We start from the raw sequence: 24,543 nt of genomic DNA, 5'->3' as shown, positions 1-24,543 counted from the left end.
GGCGGTCCTTTGCGGCCGGAAGGGAATGCAAGGGTCCATTCTGGCCGCACAGATGGAAAGGAATCAACCACCGTGGAAGGAGGCTAAGCCGCTTGCCGCCCTGCCGCCGCCCGTGCCAGAAACGTGTCGAGCCGGTCGGCGCAGGGTTTGTCGAAGGACAGGTGGGTGTTTCCGTCATCCAGCGAACAGATTGTGGCTTGCAGGGGAGGTATTCCCTCAAGGATCAATTCGACCCGGCTGGCGATGGCGCAGTCGGCGAACAACCCCTGGATTTCGGCTCCGCCGGTTCCCAGGTTGATGGTCCGGCATGCCGTCTCGCCATGGGAATGGCGCAGACGGGCGGCAAGCTTGATTGCTTGGCGAGGGGCGGATCGTCGGTCGACGTCGTCGGTGGCGGTGCGTACGACGCGGATCAAGGTCTGGCTTAGGTCGGCGACGCTGGCGGCCACTTCGGTGGAATGGCCGTTGACTTCTTCGGCCTGTTGGCCGGCGATCGCCGCTTCGGACGACACGATTTCGATGCGCAAGGCCACTTCTCGGGCGGCGTCCGAGGTCTGCGCCACGTTGCGGGCGATTTCACCGGTGGCGGCCCCTTGCTGTTCGATGGCACCGGCGACCGCCGTCGAAACCACCTCCACGCCACGGATGGCATGGGCGATCTGGCGGACCGCGCCCACCGCCTGGGTGGTGGTGCTTTGAATCTCGGCGATCAGGGTGGAAATGTCTTCGGTGGCCCGTGCCGTTTGGGTGGCAAGGCTTTTGACTTCGCCGGCGACCACGGCGAAGCCCTTGCCGGCTTCGCCGGCACGGGCGGCCTCGATGGTGGCGTTCAGGGCCAACAAATTGGTTTGGCTGGCGATGGCGCGGATCAGTTCGGTGACCTCGCCGATCCGGCCGACGGTGGCGTTCAGCGCGCTGATGGTATTACCGGCCTGTTCGCTGGCTTCCACCGCTTCGGCGGTGGCCGCCTGGGCGGTGCCGATCTGACCCGCGATTTCGCCGATCGAGGCCGACAATTGTTCGGACGCGGCGGCCACGGCTTGGGCGTTGGCCAGGGCTTGGGCGGCGGCGGCGGCGACGCTTTGGCTGCTGCTGGTGACCGAGGCGGCGGCGCGGGCCATTCCGGCGGCGTTGGCGGCCATGGCGCGGCTGCGTTCGGCCACGTTCTCGACAGCGGCTCGGGTCTGGTGTTCGACCGTGTCGGCCATGGTCGCCAGTGCGGTGCGCTTGTCCCGTTCGGCGCGGGCGCGGTCATCTTCCTGTTGCCGGCGCATGGCTTCGGTTGCCAGGGCGTTGTCCTTGAACACCTGGATCGCGGCGGCCATGTCGCCGACCTCGTCGTGCCGGTTGGCGGCGGGAACGGCAATTTGGGTGTCGCCGGCCGCTAAGCGCTTCATGACCGCCGTCATGGTGGCCATGGGGCCGACGACACCGCGCAACAACAGCCCGACACCACCCGCCACCACCGCCAGGGCGGCCAAGACCACCACCCACATGGCGGCGACGAACTGGCGGTCGTCGCCGGCCGCTTGCTGTTCGATGTCTTGGTTCAAGGCGTTGGCTTCGGCGACGATGACGTCGATCACCGCCCGATGCGCGGCATAGGCGGCACTGATCTTGGCGTAGCTGGTGGCGGCGGCCTCGTGGTCGCCGGCGGCCAAGGCGGGCAGGAACCGTTTTTCCACTTCGTCATAAAAGCGGATGGCGGGGGCGTGTGCCTCCTGGACCAGCTTGTCGCGCAGTTGTTGGGGCAGCGGTGCCTCCAGCCAGAAGGCGTGGCGCTCGTCGTATTCCTTGCGCAGTTGGAGCAGACGGGCACGGCGGCTGGCGAAACCGGTGGGATCGTTCAGCGCCAGGGTCGCTTCCAGGTAGGATTCGATGATGTATTCCGGCGGCGGCAGGATGTCGGCCACCAGATCCTTGCCAAGAATGATGCGCTGATAAAGTGCCCCCCCTACCTTGAGTTGGGAGAGGGCCATGCCTCCCATGCCCCCGACCAGCAGCATGCAACCAATCACCGCTACGCCGAACACCGCAGCGAGCGTTGAAATCCGCAGGCGCGCCATATGCCCCTCTCCTTGCGTGCAACTTTTGTAATCATCCTATCATGAGTGCCTTTGATTTGTGCATAAGGAAAAGGCTGGGATGCGCACACATTTTGTTCGGGCCGGGGCGCAAGAGTGTTCCTGACTTCCGAAAGGGGGCGGCTTTAGAGCATCGCGCGCGAAACCTGAATCGAAAGGGATTCCCCAAACGCCTGAGATGTGATTCACCATTCTTGGAGGTGGATCATGGGCAAAGGCTTATCGGCCGACCTTCGGGTCCGGGTTTATGGGGAAATTGAGCGTGGTGAGACGCGGCGGGCGGCAGCCCGGCGTTTTGGGGTAAGCGCGGCCACCAGTGTGCGCCTCGCGCAACGAATGGCGGCAACTGGATCTCTGGAACCCTCACGGCAAGGCCGCCCTCCTGGGGGCGGCAAACTTGCGCCTTACGGTGACGATCTGATCCGGTGGGTCGAGGCGCAAGAGGACATTACCATGCCGGAACTGGCGGCGAAGCTGCGTGCCGAGCGGGGCGTCGAGGTCCATCCCGCATCGCTATCGCGTTTCTTGAAGGCCCGCGGTTTCACCGTCAAAAAAAACGCTGCTGGCCACCGAAGCCGCGCGCGCCGAAGTGGCGGATGAACGCCAGGTCTGGCGGAAGTGCCGTCAGCCCAGGATGCGCGAAAGCCCTCAGCGCTCTATGGGACGCCGTCGGCAGCATCTGCGATCTCGACACACCCGAGGAATGCCAGAACTATCTCAGGCACGCCGGACATGTTTCAGATTAAAGGCGCGATGATCTGGTCGGAAACCGCTTGGCCTTCCTTGCCGGGCGCGATCACTCGACCGCCGCCGCCGCGGCAAGAGAGCGGTCAACACGTCAATCGCAAGCTCGGCCGGGATCAGCAGGCCAGTTGGAAGCGCACCGGCTTGCCCGAGGGTTCGCCGTTCAATTGGCCGTCCATCATCACCGGATTGCCGCGCACGATGGTTCCCACCGGCCAGCCGGTGACGCGGGCGCCGTCGAACGGGGTCCAACCGCAGCGGCTGACGATCCACTGGTTGGTGATGGTGCGCTCGGCCTTCATGTCCACCAAGGTGAAGTCGGCGTCATAGCCCAGCGCGATGCGGCCCTTGCCCGCCAGATTGTAGATGCGGGCCGGTCCGGCCGAGGTCAGGTCGACGAAGCGTTCCAGGCTGAGCCGGCCGGAATTGACATGGTCCAGCATCAGCGGCACCAGGGTCTGCACCCCGGTCATGCCCGACGGCGACTGCGGATAGGGCTTGCTCTTTTCCTCGCGGGTGTGGGGGGCGTGGTCGCTGCCCAGCACATCGACGACGCCATCGGCGATGGCTTTCCACAACGCGGCGCGGTGGTGGGATTCGCGGATCGGCGGGTTCATCTGGGCATAGGTGCCCAGGCGTTCGTAGCATTCTGGCGCGGCCAGCGTCAGGTGTTGCGGCGTGGTTTCCACCGTCACCAGATCCTTGTGTTCGGAAAGGTACGCCATTTCCTCGGCGGTGGTGACGTGCAGGACGTGCACCCGGCGCTTGGCCGCCTCGGCCAGCCGCACCAGCCGCTGGGTGGCGCGCAGCGCGGTCTCGGCGTCGCGCCAGACATGGTGGGCACGGGGATGGCCGGCGTCCTCGGCGATCTGCTTGCGCTCGATCAGGCGGTATTCGTCCTCGCAATGGACGGCGACGCGGCGGAAACCTTGGGCCAGCACGCGGGCCAGGGTCTCGTCGTCGCTGACCAACAAATTGCCGGTGCTGGAGCCCATGAACACCTTGATGCCGGCACAGCCGGGGATGCGTTCCCATTCGGCCAGATGGTCGACATTGTCGGCGGCGGCGCCCAGGAAAAAGGCGTGATCGGTCCAGGTGCGGCCCTGGGCGCGCGTCAGCTTGTCCTTCAACTCGACGTCGGTGGTGGTGCCGGGCTTGGTGTTGGGCATCTCGAACACCGCGACCACGCCGCCCATGGCGGCGGCGGCGGTGCCGGTCGCCAGGTCTTCCTTGTGTTCAAGGCCGGGCTCGCGGAAATGCACCTGGGTGTCGATGACGCCGGGCAGGACGTGCAGACCGCCGGCGTCGATCTCGGTTTCGGCCGAGGCGCCGGACAGCCCGCCCAAGGCGGCGATACGGCCGTCCCGAACACCGATGTCGGTCTGTTCGCGGCCGTTGGGCGTGACGACGGTACCGCCCTTGAGGATCAGGTCATAGGTCTGGGACATGGAAATTCTCCGTCACGCCGACAGCATCTCGAACACATTGCCCTCGGGTGCGGTTCCGTCAACATGGATCCGATGCCACAGGGCATAGAACAGCAAGGTCCAACAGGCGAAGCCGGTTCGCTTGTCGCAGGATTGGAACAAGTTTCGCACCGCCGCCGGGTCGGCGACGGCCTCGACCGCCGGCTGGCGGGACACCAGTTCGGCCAGTTCGGGGCGGGTGGCGATCCATTCCGCCACCGGCACGGTGAAGCCGCGTTTCTTGTCGAACGGGCGGGCGGCGGGCAGGGCGCGTTCCAGCCAGCGCCGCAACAGCCATTTGCCGGTGTTTCCCCGCACCTTCCACTTGTCGGGCAAGGCGAAGGCGAAGCGGGCCATTTCCAGGTCGAGGAACGGCACGCGGCCTTCGACGCCGTTGTGCATCAGGCAGCGGTCGGCCTTGACCAGCAGGTCGTTGGGCAGCCAGTCGGCGCAATCGGTGGCCTGGGCGACCTGAAGGCGCGAGCGGTGGTGGGGGCGCCGCGCGGCGCGCTCGGCGGCGGCGAAACGGGTTCGCCAGCCGGCGGGGACCGGGCGCAGCACGTTCAGGCCGTCGAAGGTGCCGCTGCGCCGCATGGCCTTGGCGAACGGCCACGGCCGCATGGCGCCGCGATAGCGGCCATAGCCGCCGAACAATTCGTCGCCGCCTTCACCGGCCAGGATGACCTTGACCTCGGCCCGGGCCCGTTCGGCCAGAAGATAGGTGGGAAGACAGGCGTAATCGGCCGCCGGATCGTCCATGGCCGCAGCCACCTTCGGCAGCAATCGCCAGAAGTCGTCGTCGGCGAACTCCACCTCGACATGGCGGGCGCCCATCGCCTGGGCCAGCGTGCGGGCGTGTTCGCGTTCGTCATGCACCCCGGTTCCGGGAAAGCCGGCGGTGAAGGCCAGCACCGGACGGGGATTGAGTCGGGTCATCATGGCGAGCAGGGCCGAGGAATCGATGCCGCCGGAAAGAAACATGCCATAGGGCACGTCGGCCCGCTGGTGCAGGTCCACCGAATCCATCAGCACCCGATCCAGCCGCTCCAACAGACTTTCGCCGTCCCCGCGTTCGGCACCGTTCTCGGGCAAGGCCGGCAAGGTGCGCGATTCCACCACCCGTCCGTCCTCGACCACCAGGGTCTCGCCCGGCAGCACCCGGCGGATGCCGGCGAAGATGGTGTCGGCGCCACAGGTGAACTGAAGCTGGAGCAGTTCGCCCAGCGCCTGGGGATCGACCCGCGCGGTCACCAGCCCGGCGCGCACCAGCGCCGCCGGTTCCGAGGCGAAGGCCAGTCCGAAGGGGCCTTCGGCCACATAAAGCGGCTTGATGCCGAAGGGGTCGCGGGCCAGCACCACCCGGCCCTGTTCAGGGTCGTGGATGGCCATGGCGTACATGCCGCGCAGATGGCGGACGAAGGCCAGCCCCTCGCGGGCATAAAGGTGCAGCGGCGGCTCGCAATCCGATCCGGTGGCGAAGCGGATGTGCGCAAGCTCGGCACGCAGTTCCAGATAATTGTAGATTTCGCCGTTGGCGACGATGGCGCGGCCGCCGTCATCGACAATCGGTTGGCGACCACCCTCAAGGTCGATGATGGCCAGCCGGGTCTGGACCATGCCGACGTTGTCGCGCAGGTATTCGCCGCGCCCGTCGGGACCGCGATGGCCCAGCGCGTCGGCCAGCCGCGCCAGCAAGGCCGGGTCCGGGCTCTGGCCCTTGGGGGCGACGATGCCGGCGATGCCGCACATCAGCGGCGGACCCGTTCGAAGAACTCGACGTAGCGGGCGACCACGGCGGCTTCGGTGAACTGTTCCTCATAGGCCTGGCGTCCGGCGGCGCCCACATGGGCGGCCACCAGGCGGTCCTCGATCAGCCGGTTGATGGCGCAGGCCATGGCCGCCGAATCCTCGATGGGAACCAGCATGCCGTCGATGCCGTCCTCGATCAGTTGGCTGGGACCTTCCGAGGCGGCGGCGACCACCGGCAGACCCTGGGCCCAGGCTTCGATCACCACGTTGCCCAACGGTTCATGGCGAGACGGACAGACGAAGATGTCGGCGGCTCCGAACAGGCTGGCGACGTCCTCGCGCCAGCCGAGAAAGCGGACACGCGACACCACGCCGGCACGGGCCGCCAGGGTTTCCAATTCGGCGCGCAACGGTCCTTCGCCGGCCAGCCACAGATAGGCCTCGGGCACGCTGGCCAGGGCCTTGATCAGCACGTCGAACGCCTTGTTGGGATGCAGCCGGCCCAACGCCAGGATCAGCGGCGCCGCCTCGGGCGTGGAGAATGTCTTGCGGCTGACCGCCTTGGCCTTGGTCTCGGTGACGAAGTTGGGGACGTAATGCACCCTGTCCTCGGGCCATCCCTGGGCGGCGATCCAATCGACGATGTCCGGCGTGTTGCCGATCAGATGGTCGGCGCCGCGGTAATATTTCAGGTCGTAATAGCCGCCCAGCCGGCCGACGCGGACGAAGTCGCCGCGCGGGCAAAAGCGCGAGGCGCGGTTCATCCAGGTCAGCACGATGTTGGGCTTGAACTCGGCCACCGCCTTTCTGAAACCCAGATGGGTCCTGACGTCGAGAAGGCCGCCGAAGGGCAGTTCGGTCACCACCACGCCGGCCTCCCGCAGCATTTGGGCGCGGCGCGGGTTGGCCCGGATCAGCACGTGTTGTTCGATGCCGGCCCGTTGCAGGGCGGGCGCCAGGCGCTCGAAGAACGCTTCGGCGCCTCCCCGGTCGGCACCGGCCATGGCTTGCAGCAAACGTGTCATGACAGCAACGCCTCGAGTTCTTGGGCGGCCGCGTCCCACGAACGGCCGGTGTAAAGGGAACGCGCCTCGGCGCCCATGCTGGCGGCCATGGCGGAATCGGACAGCAACATGATGGTCAGGTTGGCGAAGGCGTCGTCGTCGGGCGCCACGAAGGCGGAACGGCCGTTGGCCACCCGCTCGGGCGCGGCCCCCAATGGCCGCAGCACCGCCGGTCGGCCGGCGGCCTGGGATTCCATCAAGGTGAAGGCGGTGGTGTCGCCGGCATGGCCGGGATAAAGGTGGACATGGGCCTCGCGGTAGGCCTGGGCCATGACCGGGTCGCCGCCGGGGCGCATGACGACCACGCCCGCGTCGCGCGCCGCCAGCACCCGTTCGGCCAGGGGGCGCAGGGGTTCCTCGACTTCCGCGCCTTCGACCGCCCGCGTCAGGGCGGCGGAATAAACGTGCAGTTCAGCCTCGGGCACCGCCGGGCGGATGCGCTCCAGCCACAGATCCAACAGCCGGTCCAGGCCGTGGCTGGGATGGGTGGTGACCACGGCGCGCGGCGGCACCGCCAGGGCGGTGGCGGCGTCGGCCAGGAAATCGGATCGCGCGGCCGGCGGCAGTACCGCCAGCGGCAGCCCACGCGGATTCCAGCCTTGCGCCTGGGCGGCCGAACACAACAGCATCAAGGGCTTGATGTCCTTGACCGGGCCGGCGGCGGCGGCGCGTTCCATCTGGCGGGCGGTGGCGGTGGTCCACAGCACCCGCCGCTTGGCCTGGCGGACGAATTCCAGCAACGCCGGCTTGCGGAACGCCACCAGCACGTCGGTCATCAACGGCTTGCCGGTTCCTTCGATCGGATGCCACTGGCAGCCTTCGATGAACAGGCTCCAGCGGCAGCGGTTGAAGACGGTGACCGTGTGGCCGCGCCGGGCCAGCGCGCCGGGAAGCGCGGCAAAGGCCTTTTCCGCGCCGCCAAGCGCGCGGGCCGAGGCGGTGAAGCCGTCGAAAGGAATGGAATCGTCGACCAGGGTGATATGCATCGCCTCCTTATAGTGCCCCGACGGCTTCTCGCCAAGGCGCGATGGAGATCGGGCGGGGTTGCCAAGTGGGGCGCCATGGCCCACCTTTGACGGGTCCGCCGCGCCCATGGAGTTGTTTTGGTCATGCCATCCCGTTTCATCCGTCTGGACCGTGCCGTGTTGTCGCTGTCTGGCGACGACCGTTTCAGCTTTCTTCAGGGGTTGGTTTCCAACGACGTCAACAAGGCGGCGGAGCGGGCCATCTGGGCGGCGTTCCTGACGCCCCAGGGCAAGTTCCTCTATGACCTGTTCGTGGTCGCCCAGGGCGACACCTTGCTGGTGGACGTCGAAGCCGGCCGGGCCGAGGAATTCCGCAAGAAACTTTCGCTCTATAAGCTGCGGGCCAAGGTGGCCATCGCGCCGACCGGGCTTTCGGTGTTCGCGGTGACCGACGCTGGCGCTTTGGGCCTTGCCGGAACGCCCGGCCTGTCGCAATCTTTCGGCGACGGGATCGCCTATGTCGATCCGCGTTTGACGGATTTGGGAGCGCGTGTTGTGCTTTCGTCCGACCAGGCGTTGGTTGCCGCCGGTTTGGAAGCCGGCGAACCTGCTCTTTGGGACGCGGCCCGCATCGCCGCCGGAATCCCGGACGGCAGCCGCGATATGGCGGTGGACAAGGCGTTGCTGCTGGAGAACGGTTTCGACGAACTGGGCGGCGTCGATTTCGAAAAAGGCTGCTACATGGGGCAGGAGCTGACCGCCCGCACCAAATATCGCGGTCTGGTCAAGAAGCGCCTGCTGCCGGTGACCGTCGAGGGGGCGGTGCCGCCGCCCGGCACGGTTCTGACGGTCGGCGGGGCCGAGGCGGGCGAAATGCGTTCGTCCTGCGGCCAGGAGGGGGTGGCGCTGGTGCGCCTTGAGCATCTGAACGACACGCTGCTCGCGGACGGCGCCACCATCAGGGCGCGGGTGCCGCATTGGGTCAAGCTGCCCGAGGGGTGACGCCGTCACCTCTTTAAAGGCGCCGGGAAGCTGGCCATGTGAAGAACCAACAAGACGAATTCGTCGCAAGGGGGGAACATGGCGTTCACGATATCCCGCAAGCTGTTCTTCAATGTCGGGTTGACGGTGGTCGGCTTCGCTTTGGTGCTGGCCGTGACCTACGCCAACCTTCAGTCGTTGCGCGTCACCCAGGATAACGGGGCGAAGATGGCGGAAGGCGCGACCTTCGCCGTCGAAGCGTCGTTGATGGGGTACAAGGCCTACGACGTCATCGCCGACGCCATCATCAACCGCGACCTCGACAACAGCCGCCAGGGTTGGGCGGACATGCGCCGCGAAATGGTCGCGGACATGACCAAGCTGGAACAGATGGCGGAAACCGCTGACGAACGTGCCGCCGCCGCCCAGGGACGTACCGCCCTGGAAGGGGTGATGAAGCTGTTCGAGGGCGAGTTGTTGCCGTTGCTGACCACCAAGGGCGAGCAGATCTCGTGGGAGGAAATCCGCGACATCGATGGTCGCATCGACGACCAGAAACGCATCGCCGCCACCGCCTATGGCCAACTGGCGGCATCGCTGCGCGACCGCGCCATGGCGGCGGACGGCGTCTTCGACACGCTGGCGGCGCGGCTGGTCAACCTGACGGCGTTGATCATGCTGGGGGCCATCGTGGTGTTGGCGCTGACGCAGACGTTGATTGGCCGCTCGATCCTGAAGCCGGTCAAGGCGCTGACCGCCACCATGAAGGAACTGGCGTCGGGATCGCGCGACATCCAGGTTCCCGCCACGACCCAGGCCGACGAAATCGGCGAGATGGCCCGCTCGGTCGAGTTCTTCAAGCAAAGCATCGTCGAGATGGATCGTCTTCAGGCCGAACAGGTCCGTCAGGAAGAGGTGGCGCGGACCCAGCGGCGCCAGGAAATGCTGGGCATGGCCGACACGCTGGAGACACGGCTGGGCGGGGTGATCGCCTCGATCGGGCGCTCGGCCGGGGAATTGGGAAGTGCGGCCAACACCTTGTCGGACAACGCCGAACAGACCAAGCAGCAAAGCACGGCGGTCGCCACCGCGTCGCAACAGGCGACAGCCAATGTCGAGACGGTGTCGGCCGCCAGCACCGAGTTGATGGCTTCGATCAACGAAATCTCGCGTCAGGTCCAGCAATCGGCCGAAGCGTCGGCGTCGGCCGTGCGTCAGGCCAACGACACCAGCGAGCGCATCACCCAATTGTCGGCCACGGCCAACAAGATCGGCGAGATCGTCGGACTGATCAATTCCATCGCCAGCCAAACCAACCTGCTGGCGTTGAACGCCACCATCGAATCGGCCCGCGCCGGCGAAGCGGGAAAGGGCTTTGCCGTGGTGGCGCACGAGGTCAAGAATCTGGCCGGACAGACGGCGCGGGCCACCGAGGAGATCGCCGCCCAGATCGCCGCGGTTCAGGACGGCACGCGCGAGGCGGTGGCGGCGATCCAGGCCATTTCGGGGGTCATTGACCGTCTGAACGAGATGTCGACCACCATCGCCAGCGCGGTCGAACAACAAGGGGCGGCCACCGCCGAGATCGCCCGTAACGTCGATCAGGCGGCGGCGGGCACGCGGGAGGTGTCGATCACCATCACCGGCGTCGCCCAGGCCGCGGCCGAAACCGGTGACATGGCGCACGGGTTGTTGCAGGTGTCGGTGGCGTTCAACCGGGAAAGCGACACCCTGCGTCACGAGATCGATACCTTCCTGGCCGAGATTCGCAAGGAATAGCGGGCAGGGTCATTCCAGCTCCGTGCCGATGCGGGCAAGGTCGTTCGACCAGAACAGGAACAGCGCCTTGCCGGTCAGGGCCTCCTCTGGGATGAAACCGACCTCGTCCAGGAAACGGCTGTCGGCCGAGTTCTCGCGGTTGTCGCCCAAGACGAAATAATGTCCGGCGGGCACTGTGTAGACCGGGGTGTTTTCTGAAAAATGCCCCCGGTTGTCGATCTGGACGCGATAGGACCGACCATTGGGCATGGTCTCGACGAAGACGTTTTCCGCGTCGGGGGTTTGGGGCAGCGCGAAATCGTTCAGGTACAGACGGCCGTCACGCAGTTGTATGCGGTCGCCGGGCAATCCGACCAGCCGTTTGACATAGGGGATGACGGGAGTTCCCTTCTTGTTGAAGACCACGATGTCGCCACGTTGCGGCGGGCTTTGCTCCCGAAAGGTTGTCCTGGACACCAGATAGTCGCCCGGCAACAGGGTGGGGGCCATGGAATTGGCTGGGATGCTGAAATTGGCCATCTGTTTCGCGTTTTCCTGGGCGAAGCCGGCGACCTGTGTGGCCACGCTCCAGGCCAGCACGATGCCAATATAGATTACGGCTCGGTTCCATGCCCCGAGAAATGCCTCCTTTTCGCGGCGGGCGCATAGGACGGCGTCGATGACGGCGAAAGCGTAGAAGCCAAGATACAAGGCCGCCACGGTCATCACCGCGACGAATAGCGGCTTGGTTGGCGATTGTACGCTTATCACCAGGCCGATTCCTTGCAGCACGGCGGCGACGGCCATGGTCTTGAGGCCCCGTGGCACCCGCGTCGCGTAAATTTGTCCCAAGCCTGGGCACAGCAGCGACCAGAGGGCGGCCCAGTACCATCGGCGCGGACTGGAATTCGGCAGGATGTCGGCAATGGCAGAGGACATGACGCGATGATCCGTTTCAACCGGAACGGATGCTAATCTTTGGCCTGTGTTCTGTAAATGGTGGGGCTTGAGGGCTTCAGTCCTCGAACCCTTCGACCGGATGGCCGTGGGCGGCGAAGAACGAGAAGCCGTTGCGGCCGGCGTGTTTGACCCGGTACATGGCGATGTCGGCGGCCTTGCACACCTCTTCCATGGTGTTGCCGTCGTCGGGGAAGACGGCGACGCCGATCGAGGCGCCGACCTGACAGGGATGGCCGTCGTAATCCACCGGCCGGGACAGGGATTCGACGATCTTGCGAGCCACCAGCGCCGCCTCGTTGGGGCGGGTGATTTCCTCGATCACCACCACGAATTCGTCGCCGCCGACGCGCGCCACGGTGTCCGAGGATCGCACGCAGGCGGCCAGACGGTCCGACACCGCCCGCAGGACGTGGTCGCCGGCCTCGTGCCCCAGGCTGTCGTTGACCGGCTTGAACTTGTCCAGATCCACATACAGCACCGCCATGCGGCCGCCATGGCGCTTGGCGCGAGCCAGGGCGTGGTTCATGCGGTCGTTGAGCAGGTTGCGGTTGGGCAGGCCAGTCAGCGTGTCGTGGTGGGCCAGACGGCGGATGCGGTCCTCGTTCTCCTTGCGCTCGGAAATGTCGCGCAAGATGGCGGTGAACAGCCGGTGCTTGCCGTGGCGCAGCTCGGATACCGAGATTTCCATGGGGAAGGTCGATCCGTCCACCCGCAACCCGACCCCTTCCACCAGCCGTCCCATCAGGGTGGGGAACAGGCCCGACATGTAGGCATCGAAAAAGCGCTGGTGATGGTCGCGCATGTCGGGGGGCATCAATTCGCCCAGTTCGATGCCTGCCATGCGGCCGCGCTTGTAGCCGAACATCAACTCGGCCGCCGGGTTGGCCGATTCCACCTTGCACGAATCGTTGATGGTGACGATGCCTTCGGCCACCGAGGCCAGGATGCCCTGAAGCCGTTCCTCGCGGTCGCGCAGCGCCTCGGCCGACTTGACGAATTTCGAGATGTCGCGGCCTTCGATGAAATAGACGTCGTCGGTGGGGACGCGGCGCACCCTCAGCTCGGCCTCGAACAGCGTGCCATCGGCACGCGCCAGCTTGAGCGGCAGGAAGTCCTCTTCGGCCAGCAAATCCCAGCCGGCTTCCATCAGGAAGCGGTAGTCGTCGACCACCCAATCCTCGAACGGACAGCCGATGGCGTCGTCGGACGAGGCGAGGCCCAACATGCGCACGCCGGCATTGTTGAGAAAGATGATCTGGTTGTCGCGCAACAGGCAAACCAATGACGACGCGAGTTCCAACAACTCACGGTCGAGAACGACGGTCGCGGTACGTGTGGCCACGGAAGCCGTCACCTCTTGTTTGCCCTCCACCGGTTTGCGCAATGGTCCGCCCAAAGATGGGCCAAAGTCAACCATGCAGTCAGTCTGGATATGGCGCTTAAAAAATGTGCAATCTTTCCCGCAATTGGGCCAGCCGGCCAAACGGCGATATGCCATCGGCCAGGGTCAGGTCGCCGGCCCGGCGCACTCCCTCGCGGCCCCAGCGTTCGCGCACCGCTTCCTCCAGCCAGTTCTCGGCCTGGGCGTGGCGGGCGGCGGCCAGCCGACCCTCCTGGGCGAGGAAGGCGCCGTGTTCGTCGATGGCCGTCACCAGGTCGTCGATGCCGTCGCGGCGCGCCGACGACACCATCAGCACCGGCACGGTCCAGCCGCCGCCATCGTCTCCGGCTCCACCCAGCGACAGCGCGCCCAACACGTCGGCCCGCGCGCGGCGGGCCTCTTTTTCCATGTCGGCCTTGGTCACCACCACCACATGGGGAATCTCGGCGATGCCGGCCTTCATGAACTGAAGCGAATCGCCCGATCCCGGCTGGACACAGAACAGCACGGTGTCGGCGACGCCGACCACGTCGGTCTCGCTTTGGCCGACGCCGACGGTCTCGATCAGCACCACGTCATAGAGTGCCCGCATCAGCACCATGGACGACACCGTCAGCGCCGCCAGCCCGCCCAAGCGGTCGCGTGCCGCCATGGAGCGGACGAAGATGCCCTGATCCTCGGGGTCGGTGGAAAGGCGGGTACGGTCGCCCAGAAGCGCGCCGCCCGACCGGCGCGACGACGGATCGACGGCGATGCAGGCCACGCGGCGCCCGCGGCCGCGCCAATTGGCGATCAGCGCGTTCATCAACGTCGACTTGCCGACGCCGGGCGGGCCGGTCATGCCCACCACCTGGGCGGTGGGGGCGTCGTAGGCGGCGTCCAACAGCGCCACCGTCTCGGGGGCGTCGGGGGATTGTTCCAACCGGGCCAGGGCGCGGGCCAGGGCGGCCTTGCCGCCGGCGCGGATGGAATCCAGGGTGATGGCACTATTCATGGCGGGATCATCACCGCCCCGGCCGATGTGGTCAAGGCGCCTGCCGTTTGCTATGGTTCGCAGCCATGACGACCATGCTTTCGCGGCTGTTGCCGCCTTTCGTGCTGGTGGTCAGCGCCCTGGCGCTGGCGGCCGCCTTCACCGCCCAGTACGGCTTCGGCCTCAAGCCGTGCGAATTGTGCATCACCCAGCGCGTGCCCTTCGCCGTGGCCGGTGCCTTGGCAATGCTGGCGCTGGTCGGGCGGCTGGCGCCGTGGCGGCGTGGGCTGATGGCATTGGCCGGGCTGGCCTTCCTGGTCAATTCCGCCATCGCCGTCTACCATGTCGGCGTGGAACAGAAATGGTGGCAGGCGTCGTGTGCTCCGGCGCGTTCGGACGCGGTGGCGGTCTCGGACCTTGCCGCCATGATGTCCACGCCGGCCGAGGCGCGTTGCGACGAACCGGCCTGGGAATGGCACGGCATCACCATGGCGACCATGAACATCGCCTTTTCCGGCGCCCTGGCCGTCGTGGTTCTGATGGTGGTGGCCCGGCGATGGGAGAACAAGGCATGAGCGTGCCCGGCAGCATGAGCAAGGACGACAGGGTCGCCCGCTTCCTCAGGGTCAACCAGGCCGGCGAACTGGGGGCGGTGCGCATCTATCAGGGCCAGCGGGCGGTGCTGGGCAAGGGGCGGCACGGTCCGCTTCTGGCTCATATGGCCAAACAGGAAGAACATCATCTGACGACCTTCGGCAAGATGATCGCCGAACGCCGGGTTCGTCCCACCGCGCTCAGTCCGTTGTGGCATGTGGCCGGCTTCGTGCTGGGGGCGGGAACCGCGTTGATGGGCGAGCGCGCCGCCATGGCCTGCACCGTGGCGGTCGAGGAAGCGATCGACGAACATTACGTCGCCCAGGCCGCCGCCCTGGACGGGGACGAGGCCGAGCTCAAGGCCACCATCGAACAGTTCCGCGCCGAGGAATTGGAGCACCGCGACATCGGTCTGGCCAACGGCGCCGAACAGGCGCCGGCCTATCCGCTGCTGTCCACCGCCATCAAGACCGGCTGCAAGATCGCCATCTGGCTGAGCGAGAGGGTGTGATGAAAAAGCCCGCGCTCGATCCCGCCACCGTCGAAGGCCGTTCCGGCAGCATCTATCCGGCGCCGTTCCAGGCGGCGGTGGCCGGGCGGGTCAAGCGGCGGCTGGGCGATGCCCTGGGGCTTTCCGATTTCGGCGTCAATCTGGTGGAGCTGGCACCCGGCGCCGCCTCGGCGCTCAGGCATTGGCACAGCGCCGAGGACGAGTTCATCCATGTTCTGTCGGGCGAGCTGACCCTGGTCACCGACGCCGGCGAACAGGTACTGTCGGCCGGGATGTGCGCTGGCTTCCCAAAGAATTCCGGCGACGGCCATTGTCTGGTGAACAGGACCGACGTTCCCGCCAGCTATCTTGAGATCGGCACCCGCGCCCCCGACACCGACCGCGTGGTCTATCCCGACGTGGATCTGCTGGTGGAGCCAGGGCGCAGGATCGTGCACCGCGACGGCAGCCCTTACTGACCGCAAATTCCCTTGATCGCCGCCCATTGTTCCGGTTCCAGCGCCGGGCGGGTGGCGGCTGGTGCCTGCCTTTCGCCCCCCTGCGTTTCGACCGCCTGGGCGCGCGCGCGGCTGTCGGGATGGGTGGACAACCAGCCCGTCAGCCCGGGCGGGCCGTCGTCCAGGCGGCGGAAAAAGGCGGCCAGCCCTTGGGTGCCGATACCGGCCTGGGTCAACAAGGTGACGGCGCCGGCGTCGGCCGCCGACTCGTCGTCGCGCGAATAGGCGCCGGCCATGGCCATGGCGGCGCCCGAGGCCGCCAGCCCCGAGGCGTCGCCGGTCACCAGCATCACCGCCATGCCGATGCCGGCGGCACGGATCATCGCCACGGTGGGATGACGCAGGCGCAGATGGGTGAACTCGTGCGCCAGGACCCCGGCCAGTTCGTCGCTGCTTTCCGCCTGGGCCAACAGGCCCGAGAACACCAGTACCGATCCGCCCGGCAGGGCCAGGGCGTTGTTTTCCGTCCGGCGCACCACCACCAGCCGGTTCAGGTGCAGGTCGGGGGCGATGCCGGCGCCCAGACGCGCGGCCAGCAATTGCAGGGCGGCGTCGCCCGCCGGCTGGCGGCAGGTCCCCCAGCGCCTCTCCAACTCGTCGGCCAGGGTGTCGCCCCAGCCTTTTTCCCACGCGGATGGCACCATTATCGCCAGGGCGCGGGCACCGGCCGGGATGCCCAGCCACAGTGCAGCCAGCACGCCAAGGGCGCCGGCGAAGGTTCCGGCCAGCTTCAGCCAGGGAAAACGCGGAGGCTTCGGCAGCAGCGGGCGGATGAACTCGGCCTGGGCCAAACTCAGGCGGGCGTCGGGATCGGCGGCACAGCGCAGCCGGACCCCGGCGCCATCGGGCAATTCGCCGTCGGCCCTCAGGTCGGCGGTCTTCCAGAACGCCACCATCAGTCCGTCCTCGCCGCGGATGTCGAGGCCGTTGGTGCCGGGGGTCACGGTCACCTGGCGGCTGGCGGCGGTGCGGCCGTCGTTGAAGCGGCCGGGCAGGGCGGTCATCAGAACTCTCCGGCGCCATCGAACACCGCCGCCAGACCTTCGCCCAGGCGGGGGGCGGCGGCGGCGGACTGACGGACCGAGGACCAGTCGGGTTCACAATCGGCGCTCAGGTTGGCGCAGACGAAGCGGAATTCCCGCAGCGCGGCCCACGGCCTGAGGATACCCAGGGACAAGACGCCGATCAGCCAGTTGCCCAGACCCAGCCGCAACAGCGGCGCGGTTCGCGCGTCAAGGTGAAAGGTGGTGCCGGCGAAACGGGTGGCGGCCACCAATTGCCGCAGCACGGCGGCACGATACCATGCGTAGGGCAGGGCCAGCACCAGGACTACCCCGCCGGCCAAAAGCAAGCCGATGATGAACAACAATGCGGGTTCGGCGCTTTCCAGAATCCCGTCGCCGGACAAATAGAGGCCAAGAACGGTGACCAGCGGCAGGCACAGCACCAGCGCCGCCACCCCCCACATCACCGCGAAGCGGCGGTAAAGGCCCCGCGCCCTGGCGGTGCAGACGAAGCGTTCGTCGCCGAAACGGGTGTTGCCCAGGCGATAGCGGGCCAGCGTCATCTCGGTCCACGGCCATGTCCAACCCAGGCTGAGAACGTTGACCAGCCCGCAGCCCAGCACCATCAGGCCATAGCGCCATGCCTCGCCATCCTGGCCGGCGCGGATGCCGCGCCACAGGGTGCGCGACAATTGATAGCGCCGCGCCCGGTACAAGCCGGCGAAGGCCAGGAAGACGGCCACCGCCTGGATCAGCAGGACGAAGGCGTTGCCCCACGGGTTGCCGGCCTCGACCGCCATCTGGGCGGCGGTCAGGGCGACCAGGATCGGCATGAACACCGACACCATCACCACCACGAAGCCCAGGAACAGTTCGCCGCCGCGTCCGGTATATTCGGCGTGGTCGCCCCAGGCGGCGGTGCCGCTCCACAACAGGCGGCGCACCCGTGTCTTGGCCCAGAACCGCCACAGGCTGAGGGTGAGGACGTTGAGCAGGAAGTTCAGCAACGCCAGCCGCAGCATGCTGCCGGTGCCCGCGACATGGGCGAAGGGACGCTCTCCGTGGCGGGCTCCGTGGCGGGTTGGAGAAAGATGCTCGGGCACGGGGATGCTCCTGCGGGCGGTTGTTCCGCCGCCAGCCTACGCGCGGGGGTGGTTTCTGGCAACGCCAGCACCTAAGTAAAGGGCGGACGGCACCGGCGCGGCCTCGACCGCGTCTGGCTCCCGGCGTAGGCTTGAACGACCATGGAACAGGGAAAGGAGACGGGACGTGGACGATTTCCGCGCGCTGCTGTTGAACGAGAACGAAGGCAAGGTCTCGGCGTCGGTGGAAACCCTGAGCGCGGATCGTCTGCCGCCGGGCGACGTCACCGTGCGGGTGGACTATTCCACCCTGAACTACAAGGACGGCATGGTTCTCAAAGGCTTGGGCCGTCTGGTGCGCTCCTATCCCCACGTTCCCGGCATCGACTTCGTCGGCACGGTCGAGGCGTCGGACCACCCAGACTGGAAGGCGGGCGACAAGGTCATCCTGACCGGCTGGCGGGTCGGCGAGGTGTGGTGGGGCGGTTACGCCCAATACGCGCGGGTCAGGGGGGAATGGCTGGTGCCGTTGCCCAAAGGACTGAGCGCGCGGCGGGCCATGGCCCTGGGCACCGCCGGACTGACCGCCATGTTGGCGGTGATGGCGCTTGAAGACCATGGCTTGACCCGCGAAAGCGAAGGCGAGGTCCTGGTCACCGGCGCCGCCGGCGGCCTGGGCTCGGTCGCCACCGCCATCCTGGCCCGTCGCGGCTATCGTGTCGCCGCGTCCACCGGCCGGCCGGAACAGCACGCCTATCTCAAGGATTTGGGCGCCTCGGTGCTGGTGGACCGCGCGGAACTGGCCGGCGGTGCCGCCAAGCCGTTGCTGGCCGAACGCTGGGCGGGCTGTGTCGACAGTGTCGGCGGCGCCACCTTGGCCCATGTGCTGGCGTCGTTGCGGCTGCATGGCGCGGTGGCCTCGTGCGGCAATGCCGGCGGGGTGGAGTTGAACACGACCGTCCTGCCGCTGTTGCTGCGCGGTATTTCCGTTCTGGGCATCGACAGCGCGCAATGTCCGACGCCGCGCCGCGTCGCCGCCTGGAACCGTCTGGCGGCCGAGATGCCGCTGGATCTGCTCGACGCCATGACGGTGGAGGCCGGGTTGTCCGACCTGCCGGCCCTGGGCGGCGACATCCTGAAGGGTCAGGTACGCGGCCGCGTGGTGGTCGACGTCAACCGCTGAACGATGGGAACGCCAACATGCTGATTCGCCCCGCCCCCGATTTGCGTGAATGCGACGTCACCGACCGCGCCCTGTATCTGGACCGCCGTCGTTTTCTTGCCTTGGCGGCGGCGGCATTGTTTCCGGTGGGGCGGGCCGGCGCGGCGCCCCTGGATTACGCCAGGGGGGTGGTGACCCTGGACGACAAGCCGACGTCGTTCGAGGCGGCCAGCACCTACAACAATTACTACGAATTCGGCACCGACAAGGCCGATCCGGCCCGCACCGCCCCCGGCCGGCTCAAGACGCGGCCATGGAGCGTGGTGGTCGAAGGCGAGTGCGCCCGTCCGGGAACAATCGCCTTCGAGGATCTGGTCAAGCCGCACCGGCTCGAGGAGCGGGTCTACCGCATGCGCTGCGTCGAGGGCTGGTCCATGGTGATCCCGTGGGTGGGGGTGCCGTTGGGCGAGCTTCTCAAGCGGTTTGAACCGACATCCAAGGCCAAATTCGTGGAATTCGTCTCGCTGGCCGACCGCGATCAGATGCCGGGGCTGCGCGTGCCCATCCTCAACTGGCCTTATACCGAGGGCTTGCGCATGGACGAAGCCATGCATCCCCTGACCATTCTGGCGGTGGGTATGTACGGCCAGGAACTGCCGGCCCAGAACGGTGCCCCCCTGCGGTTGGTGGTGCCGTGGAAATACGGCTTCAAATCCATCAAGTCGATCGTGCGCATCCGCTTCAGCGAAACCCGGCCGGCCACCGCCTGGAACGATTACGCACCCCGCGAATACGGCTTTTATTCCAACGTCAACCCCGAGGTCGACCACCCGCGCTGGAGCCAGGCCACCGAGCGCCGGATCGGCGAGTTTCGCCGCCGCCCCACCTTGCCCTTCAACGGCTATGCGGAACAGGTGGCGGGGTTGTATGCCGGCATGGACCTCAGGGTCGAATACTGATGGCGCGCTGGCTGAAACCGGGTGTCTTCGCCCTGTCGTTGATGCCGCTGGCGTGGTTGGCGTGGCGGGCCTTTTCCGACGACCTGGGGGTCAACCCGGTCGAGACCATTAACCGGACCACCGGCGACTGGGCGTTGCGTTTCCTGTTGCTGGCCCTGGCGGTGACGCCGCTACGCCGCGTGACCGGCTGGGCGCCGTTGGCGCGGCTGCGGCGGATGGTCGGGCTGTTCGCCTTTTTCTATGTCTGCCTGCACCTCGCCTCCTATGTGGGGCTGGACCTGTTCTTCGACTGGCAGGCGTTGTTGAAGGACGTGGCGAAGCGCACCTACATCACGCTGGGAATGGGCTGTTTCGTGCTGTTGCTGCCTTTGGCCGTCACTTCCACCGACGGCATGATCCGCCGCCTGGGCGGACGGGCATGGCGGCGGCTGCATCGGCTGGTGTTTCCGGCGTCGGTGCTGGCGGTGGCCCATTTCTGGCTGATGGTCAAGGCCGACATTCGCGAACCGCTTCTGTACGCGGTGATTTTGTCGCTGCTGCTGGGCTCTCGCCTGTGGCGGCGGGGGCGGGCATAATGGCCGAACCACGTTGTCGTCGCGGGAAACGCGCCATGAGGTTCTTGTCCGTCGCCGTTCTTGCCGCCTTGGCGCTGTCCGTGCCGGTTGGCGCCCTGGCGCAGGTGAAGTTCAAGCGCTGCCTGAGCTCGGCCGAAATCCAGACCGAGCAATTGGTGCGTCACGGCGTGTTCCTGCGCGAGGCCGGCAACCGCTGCGACGAGATGCTGCCCGGCACCGCCGCGAAATGGAAGAAGTTCGACGAACGCTTTGGTCCCCGCCTCAAGTCCCAGACCGACCGGCGGGCCAAGATGTTCACGCGCGAGTTCAAGAAGGACGCGCTCAAGGTGCGGACCTATTTTGACGGACGGTTGGTGACCTATCACCGCAACGTGCCGCTGACCACCGCCTATTGCGCCCAGGCCGACAAGATGCTGGACGACGTCAACCGCCGGGGCTGGGGCGGTTTCACCGAACAGGCCAAGGTGGTTCAGAACGAGGTGCTGTTGGACTACAAGGCCTGTTCCGGCGGTTGACCGGAAAAAAACAACGCCCCGATTTCCCAAGGAAACCGGGGCGTTCGTCTTTCGCGAACAGCGGAAACGATCAGGCTTCGTCGCCGCCGGTCGAGGCCAGGTACATGATGGTGCACAGGAACAAGGCGGTCAGCGCCAAGCCGATGTACACGAAGAAGCCGGTCGGGCTGGCGCTCGACGGAGCGGCATTGCCGCCAACCAATGCGCCGACGATCGACGGCAACAGGTACAGCACGATCACCAGCACGCCGGCCACGGTCAGGCCAAGAACCTTGGGAAGGACGCTCATCGAACACGCTCCTTGAATCTTCACTGCCGGTCACCTATCGACCGGTCCCCTCGGGGGAAACCTCTACCAGATTTGGGAATAGCGTGAAAGCCGAAAGCTGAAAACTTTGATTTGGATCAACTACAAATCGGCTTTTTTTGTTCGGAAGCGGGGACGTGGCCGTTTGGCAAGCCCCATCCCCTGGGACGGGGCGCGCGGGAGACCCGATGAAGGGTAATTTGTCTTTCCAAGGGAAGCTGGTACATGGTGCAGTGAAGGGTGAAACGCAAGGAAGAGATCCCATGGCTAAAACTTCATCCGCATTGGTGGCCGGGTCCGACGCCGAAACCATCGTCGCCGGCACCCATGGCGATCCCTTCGCCGTCCTAGGCCCGCATGGCGACAAGATCGTCGCCTTTCAGCCGCATGCCGCCCGCGTGTGGGCGACCGGCGCCGCCGGCGAGGTCGAGTTGGCGCGCATCCATCCGCACGGCCTGTTCGCGGCCAAGGTGCCGCAGGCCTTGGCCGGCGATTACCGTCTGAGGCTGGAAACCGCCGACGGCCAGGATCTGGTGGTCGAGGACCCCTATCGCTTCCCGCCGGTTCTGGGCGAGTTGGACATCCATCTGCTGGTCGAAGGCAATCACCTGCGCACCTTCGAAAAGATGGGATCGCATTGCGTCACCGTCGATGGCGTGGCCGGCGTTCAGTTCGCGGTGTGGGCGCCCAATGCCCGGCGTGTGTCGGTGGTCGGCGACTTCAACGGTTGGGACGGCCGCCGCCATCCCATGCGCAAGCGGGTCGAGGCCGGGGTGTGGGAAATCTTCATTCCCGGCCTGGGCAACGGCACCGTCTACAAATATGAACTGATCGGGCCGCACGGCAATCTGTTGCCGCTCAAGGCCGACCCCTACGGCCATTACGCCGAGGTGCCGCCCAAGACCGCCTCGATCGTGTGGGAACTGGCCGAGCGCGACTGGCAGGACGGCGACTGGATGGAGCGCCGCCACAGCCGCAACGACCGCCACGCGCCGGTGTCCATTTATGAAGTGCATCTGGGGTCGTGGCGCCGCGTGCCGGACGAGGACAGCCGTTCGCTCACCTATCTGGAACTGGCCGACCAATTGTCGGAATACGTGCGCGACCTGGGTTTCACCCATGTCGAACTGTTGCCGGTCAACGAGCATCCGTTCTCGGGGTCGTGGGGCTATCAGCCGGTGGGGCTGTTCGCTCCCACCTCGCGTTTCGGCAATCCCGAGGAGTTCCGCGCCTTCGTCGAACGCATGCACCAGAACGGCGTGGGCGTGCTGATCGACTGGGTGGCGGGGCATTTCCCCACCGACTCGCATGGCTTGGCCCAGTTCGACGGCACCTGCCTTTACGAGCACGAAGACCCGCGCCTGGGATTCCACAAGGACTGGAACACCCTGATCTACAATTACGGCCGCCGCGAGGTTCAGAATTATCTGGTGGCCAACGCCGTTTATTGGGTCGAGCAATACCACATCGACGGCCTGCGGGTGGACGCGGTTGCCTCCATGCTCTACCTGGATTACTCACGCGAAGAGGGCGAGTGGATTCCCAATTGCTATGGTGGCCGCGAGAACCTGGCGGCCATCGATTTCCTGCGCCGCATGAACGAAGTGGTGTTCGGCGAACATCCCGGCGCCACCACCATCGCCGAGGAATCCACCGCTTGGCCCATGGTGTCGCGGCCGGTCTATCTGGGCGGCTTGGGTTTTGGCTTCAAGTGGAACATGGGGTGGATGAACGACACCCTTCGCTATATTTCCAAGGAACCGATCCATCGCCGCTACCATCACGACGACCTGACGTTCGGCCTGCTTTACGCGTTCCACGAAAACTTCGTGCTGCCGCTGTCCCATGACGAGGTGGTGCACGGCAAGGGATCGCTGTTGGCCCGCATGCCGGGCGACGACTGGCAGCGTTTCGCCAATCTGCGCGCCTATTTCGCCTTCATGTGGACCCATCCCGGCAAGAAGCTGCTGTTCATGGGCTGTGAGTTCGCGCAAGGGCGTGAATGGAATTGCGAGGAATCGCTGGATTGGCACTTGCTGGAATATACCCCCCACCAGGGGGTGCAGCGGCTGATCCGCGATCTTAACCACCTGTACCGGGTCGAGCCGTGTTTCTATGAACTCGACACCGATCCGCACGGCTTTTCCTGGATCGACTGCAACGACCGCGACAATTCGGTGTTGACCTATCTGCGCCGGGCCAAGGTTCAGGACGACATCGCGGTGGTGGCGTGCAGCTTTACCCCGGTGGTGCGAGAGGGTTACCGGGTCGGCGTTCCCTATCCCGGCTTCTATCACGAGGTGCTGAACACCGATTCCGAATGGTACGGCGGCGGCAACGTCCACAACGGCGGCGGCCATCAGGCCGAGGAAGTGCCGTGGCACGGCCATCCCTATTCGCTGAACCTGACCTTGCCGCCCTTGGCGGTGGTGGTGTTCAAGCGCGAACGCTGAGCCGGCAGCAGGGGAGGGGGGCGATGGGCAGGATGGCGCGCATGTTGGCGACGATGGTGGCCCTGGTATGGCCGGCGGTCGCGGATGCGGTCGAGTTGCGTCTGCACACCGCCGACTTCCCGCCTTTCGCCATCGCCGATTCGGCGGAACGGCCGGGCATCGTGGTCGAATTGGGGCGAGAACTGGCCCGTCGCGCCGGGATCGGCTTTTCCGTGTCGTTCGAACCCTGGGCCCGTGCCCAGGCCGAGGTGCGTGACGGCCATGACGCGGCCATCATGCCGTTGGGACGGACGCCCGAACGCGAGGATCGCTATACCTGGGTGGCCGAGGTCCTGGTCTATGGCGTCAATTTCGTGTCGGCCGACGGTCGCCGCCATGATCTGGACGGCGCTCGCCGTCTGGGCTCGGTGCGGGTTCAGGACGGCACTTCGTTTCTCGAGGACCTGCGCGCCAAGGGCTTCGCCAACCTGAAAACCGCCACCGACACTGCCGACAACGCCCGTATCCTGGCCGCCGGCCGGGCAGACGCCTGGTATGTCCCCGAGATCGAGGCACGTTGGTTGTGGCATCGGCATGGACTTGCCGGAACGCCGACCATCGGCCCACGCGTCGGGGTCGAGCAGGCATGGCTGGCCTTGTCTCCGGGGGCCGACCCCGATCTGGTGGCCGCGCTGCGGCACCATTTCCAAACCATGGTCGATGACGGCACGCGGGATCGTGTCGTCGCGTCCTATTCCCCCCCGCTTTTCAAGTAAGAGG

Annotated in this window: 22 protein-coding genes; 11 read left to right on the top strand and 11 right to left on the bottom strand. The window is 66.4% G+C overall.

Annotated features, from left to right (window positions below; genetic code table 11):
• Positions 1-83 precede the first annotated feature (83 nt).
• From G4223_RS09095 to G4223_RS09075, 5 genes are all read right to left on the bottom strand, one after another.
• The gene (locus G4223_RS09095) at positions 84-2,066 is read right to left on the bottom strand and encodes a methyl-accepting chemotaxis protein (RefSeq protein WP_163678155.1); all 1,983 of its coding nucleotides are present in this window, start codon (positions 2,064-2,066) and stop codon (positions 84-86) included.
• An 878-nt stretch (positions 2,067-2,944) separates the two neighbouring features.
• Positions 2,945-4,276, bottom strand: a complete 1,332-nt coding sequence (locus G4223_RS09090) for a dihydroorotase (protein ID WP_163678152.1) — start codon at positions 4,274-4,276, stop codon at positions 2,945-2,947.
• A 12-nt stretch (positions 4,277-4,288) separates the two neighbouring features.
• Positions 4,289-6,043 (bottom strand): asparagine synthase (glutamine-hydrolyzing), encoded by a 1,755-nt coding sequence (asnB, locus tag G4223_RS09085; RefSeq protein WP_163678149.1) that lies wholly within the window; start codon positions 6,041-6,043, stop codon positions 4,289-4,291.
• Entirely contained in the window at positions 6,043-7,068 is a 1,026-nt protein-coding gene (locus G4223_RS09080; protein WP_163678146.1) for a glycosyltransferase, read from the bottom strand. Before G4223_RS09080 ends, asnB begins: the two co-directional genes overlap by 1 nt.
• The gene (locus G4223_RS09075) at positions 7,065-8,093 is read right to left on the bottom strand and encodes a glycosyltransferase (RefSeq protein WP_163678143.1); all 1,029 of its coding nucleotides are present in this window, start codon (positions 8,091-8,093) and stop codon (positions 7,065-7,067) included. The genes G4223_RS09080 and G4223_RS09075 overlap by 4 nt, the downstream gene beginning before the upstream one ends.
• Before the next feature lie 123 nt (positions 8,094-8,216).
• Between G4223_RS09075 and ygfZ the strand changes: the two genes are divergently transcribed.
• A complete protein-coding gene (gene ygfZ / locus G4223_RS09070) occupies positions 8,217-9,074 on the top strand; it encodes a CAF17-like 4Fe-4S cluster assembly/insertion protein YgfZ (RefSeq protein WP_163678139.1) in 858 nt (285 codons plus the stop codon).
• 78 nt (positions 9,075-9,152) lie between these two features.
• Positions 9,153-10,832, top strand: a complete 1,680-nt coding sequence (locus tag G4223_RS09065) for a methyl-accepting chemotaxis protein (RefSeq protein WP_163678135.1) — start codon at positions 9,153-9,155, stop codon at positions 10,830-10,832.
• A 9-nt stretch (positions 10,833-10,841) separates the two neighbouring features.
• On the opposite strand, the gene lepB is transcribed toward G4223_RS09065, so the two are convergent.
• The 3 genes from lepB to meaB form a co-directional block, all read right to left on the bottom strand.
• The gene (gene lepB, locus G4223_RS09060; protein WP_163678132.1) at positions 10,842-11,750 is read right to left on the bottom strand and encodes a signal peptidase I; all 909 of its coding nucleotides are present in this window, start codon (positions 11,748-11,750) and stop codon (positions 10,842-10,844) included.
• A gap of 76 nt (positions 11,751-11,826) precedes the next feature.
• Positions 11,827-13,113, bottom strand: coding sequence for a diguanylate cyclase domain-containing protein (locus G4223_RS09055; RefSeq protein ID WP_338086847.1), 1,287 nt, complete (start codon positions 13,111-13,113; stop codon positions 11,827-11,829).
• 97 nt (positions 13,114-13,210) lie between these two features.
• On the bottom strand, positions 13,211-14,134 hold the full coding sequence (gene meaB / locus G4223_RS09050) for a methylmalonyl Co-A mutase-associated GTPase MeaB (protein ID WP_338086855.1): 924 nt from the start codon (positions 14,132-14,134) through the stop codon (positions 13,211-13,213).
• A 77-nt stretch (positions 14,135-14,211) separates the two neighbouring features.
• Between meaB and G4223_RS09045 the strand changes: the two genes are divergently transcribed.
• Genes G4223_RS09045 through G4223_RS09035 form a run of 3 tightly spaced genes read left to right on the top strand, consistent with a single transcriptional unit; the run spans position 14,212 to position 15,688 of the window.
• Entirely contained in the window at positions 14,212-14,700 is a 489-nt protein-coding gene (locus tag G4223_RS09045; RefSeq protein WP_241004041.1) for a disulfide bond formation protein B, read from the top strand.
• Positions 14,697-15,230, top strand: coding sequence for a demethoxyubiquinone hydroxylase family protein (locus G4223_RS09040; RefSeq protein WP_241004040.1), 534 nt, complete (start codon positions 14,697-14,699; stop codon positions 15,228-15,230). The genes G4223_RS09045 and G4223_RS09040 overlap by 4 nt, the downstream gene beginning before the upstream one ends.
• Positions 15,230-15,688, top strand: a complete 459-nt coding sequence (locus tag G4223_RS09035) for a cupin domain-containing protein (RefSeq protein WP_163678107.1) — start codon at positions 15,230-15,232, stop codon at positions 15,686-15,688. The genes G4223_RS09040 and G4223_RS09035 overlap by 1 nt, the downstream gene beginning before the upstream one ends.
• Here G4223_RS09035 and G4223_RS09030 read toward each other — a convergent pair.
• Both G4223_RS09030 and G4223_RS09025 read right to left on the bottom strand, forming a co-directional pair.
• Complete coding sequence (locus G4223_RS09030; RefSeq protein WP_163678104.1) at positions 15,682-16,731, bottom strand: M48 family metallopeptidase; 1,050 nt, start codon at positions 16,729-16,731, stop codon at positions 15,682-15,684. The two genes, G4223_RS09035 and G4223_RS09030, sit on opposite strands and share 7 nt — an antisense overlap.
• Complete coding sequence (locus tag G4223_RS09025) at positions 16,731-17,834, bottom strand: DUF898 family protein (protein WP_338086846.1); 1,104 nt, start codon at positions 17,832-17,834, stop codon at positions 16,731-16,733. The genes G4223_RS09030 and G4223_RS09025 overlap by 1 nt, the downstream gene beginning before the upstream one ends.
• Before the next feature lie 166 nt (positions 17,835-18,000).
• Here G4223_RS09025 and G4223_RS09020 point away from each other — a divergent pair, with 166 nt between their 5' ends.
• The 4 genes from G4223_RS09020 to G4223_RS09005 are packed head-to-tail and all read left to right on the top strand — an operon-like array spanning position 18,001 to position 21,024.
• Positions 18,001-18,996, top strand: a complete 996-nt coding sequence (locus G4223_RS09020; RefSeq protein ID WP_163678101.1) for an acrylyl-CoA reductase family protein — start codon at positions 18,001-18,003, stop codon at positions 18,994-18,996.
• A gap of 17 nt (positions 18,997-19,013) precedes the next feature.
• Positions 19,014-19,934 (top strand): protein-methionine-sulfoxide reductase catalytic subunit MsrP, encoded by a 921-nt coding sequence (gene msrP / locus G4223_RS09015; RefSeq protein ID WP_163678097.1) that lies wholly within the window; start codon positions 19,014-19,016, stop codon positions 19,932-19,934.
• Complete coding sequence (locus G4223_RS09010) at positions 19,934-20,509, top strand: protein-methionine-sulfoxide reductase heme-binding subunit MsrQ (RefSeq protein WP_163678095.1); 576 nt, start codon at positions 19,934-19,936, stop codon at positions 20,507-20,509. Before msrP ends, G4223_RS09010 begins: the two co-directional genes overlap by 1 nt.
• A gap of 35 nt (positions 20,510-20,544) precedes the next feature.
• A complete protein-coding gene (locus G4223_RS09005; protein WP_163678092.1) occupies positions 20,545-21,024 on the top strand; it encodes a hypothetical protein in 480 nt (159 codons plus the stop codon).
• 70 nt (positions 21,025-21,094) lie between these two features.
• Here the strand turns inward: G4223_RS09005 and G4223_RS09000 are convergent, their stop codons facing one another.
• Entirely contained in the window at positions 21,095-21,313 is a 219-nt protein-coding gene (locus G4223_RS09000; RefSeq protein WP_163678087.1) for a hypothetical protein, read from the bottom strand.
• A 281-nt stretch (positions 21,314-21,594) separates the two neighbouring features.
• Between G4223_RS09000 and glgB the strand changes: the two genes are divergently transcribed.
• Positions 21,595-23,784, top strand: a complete 2,190-nt coding sequence (gene glgB, locus G4223_RS08995) for a 1,4-alpha-glucan branching protein GlgB (protein ID WP_163678085.1) — start codon at positions 21,595-21,597, stop codon at positions 23,782-23,784.
• 41 nt (positions 23,785-23,825) lie between these two features.
• Positions 23,826-24,539, top strand: a complete 714-nt coding sequence (locus G4223_RS08990) for a substrate-binding periplasmic protein (RefSeq protein ID WP_163678082.1) — start codon at positions 23,826-23,828, stop codon at positions 24,537-24,539.
• Positions 24,540-24,543 lie beyond the last annotated feature (4 nt).

Origin of the sequence: Magnetospirillum aberrantis SpK (genome assembly GCF_011022235.1) — a bacterium.
Lineage (GTDB): Bacteria > Pseudomonadota > Alphaproteobacteria > Rhodospirillales > Magnetospirillaceae > Magnetospirillum > Magnetospirillum aberrantis.
The sequence above is the reverse complement of the archived record's forward strand: the minus strand, read 5'-3'. Positions and strand labels throughout refer to the sequence as shown.

What these genes read in the sequence shown, in the direction of transcription:
- G4223_RS09005 (WP_163678092.1), top strand. Translation starts at nt 20,545, where the DNA reads ATGAGGTTCTTGTCCGTCGCCGTTCTTGCCGCCTTGGCGCTGTCCGTG.
- ygfZ (WP_163678139.1), top strand. Translation starts at nt 8,217, where the DNA reads ATGCCATCCCGTTTCATCCGTCTGGACCGTGCCGTGTTGTCGCTGTCT.
- glgB (WP_163678085.1), top strand. Translation starts at nt 21,595, where the DNA reads ATGGCTAAAACTTCATCCGCATTGGTGGCCGGGTCCGACGCCGAAACC.
- G4223_RS08990 (WP_163678082.1), top strand. Translation starts at nt 23,826, where the DNA reads ATGTTGGCGACGATGGTGGCCCTGGTATGGCCGGCGGTCGCGGATGCG.
- G4223_RS09090 (WP_163678152.1), bottom strand. Translation starts at nt 4,276, where the DNA reads ATGTCCCAGACCTATGACCTGATCCTCAAGGGCGGTACCGTCGTCACG.
- G4223_RS09035 (WP_163678107.1), top strand. Translation starts at nt 15,230, where the DNA reads ATGAAAAAGCCCGCGCTCGATCCCGCCACCGTCGAAGGCCGTTCCGGC.
- G4223_RS09065 (WP_163678135.1), top strand. Translation starts at nt 9,153, where the DNA reads ATGGCGTTCACGATATCCCGCAAGCTGTTCTTCAATGTCGGGTTGACG.
- G4223_RS09080 (WP_163678146.1), bottom strand. Translation starts at nt 7,068, where the DNA reads ATGACACGTTTGCTGCAAGCCATGGCCGGTGCCGACCGGGGAGGCGCC.
- G4223_RS09030 (WP_163678104.1), bottom strand. Translation starts at nt 16,731, where the DNA reads ATGACCGCCCTGCCCGGCCGCTTCAACGACGGCCGCACCGCCGCCAGC.
- asnB (WP_163678149.1), bottom strand. Translation starts at nt 6,043, where the DNA reads ATGTGCGGCATCGCCGGCATCGTCGCCCCCAAGGGCCAGAGCCCGGAC.
- lepB (WP_163678132.1), bottom strand. Translation starts at nt 11,750, where the DNA reads ATGTCCTCTGCCATTGCCGACATCCTGCCGAATTCCAGTCCGCGCCGA.
- G4223_RS09045 (WP_241004041.1), top strand. Translation starts at nt 14,212, where the DNA reads ATGACGACCATGCTTTCGCGGCTGTTGCCGCCTTTCGTGCTGGTGGTC.
- msrP (WP_163678097.1), top strand. Translation starts at nt 19,014, where the DNA reads ATGCTGATTCGCCCCGCCCCCGATTTGCGTGAATGCGACGTCACCGAC.
- G4223_RS09000 (WP_163678087.1), bottom strand. Translation starts at nt 21,313, where the DNA reads ATGAGCGTCCTTCCCAAGGTTCTTGGCCTGACCGTGGCCGGCGTGCTG.
- G4223_RS09095 (WP_163678155.1), bottom strand. Translation starts at nt 2,066, where the DNA reads ATGGCGCGCCTGCGGATTTCAACGCTCGCTGCGGTGTTCGGCGTAGCG.
- G4223_RS09075 (WP_163678143.1), bottom strand. Translation starts at nt 8,093, where the DNA reads ATGCATATCACCCTGGTCGACGATTCCATTCCTTTCGACGGCTTCACC.
- G4223_RS09010 (WP_163678095.1), top strand. Translation starts at nt 19,934, where the DNA reads ATGGCGCGCTGGCTGAAACCGGGTGTCTTCGCCCTGTCGTTGATGCCG.
- G4223_RS09040 (WP_241004040.1), top strand. Translation starts at nt 14,697, where the DNA reads ATGAGCGTGCCCGGCAGCATGAGCAAGGACGACAGGGTCGCCCGCTTC.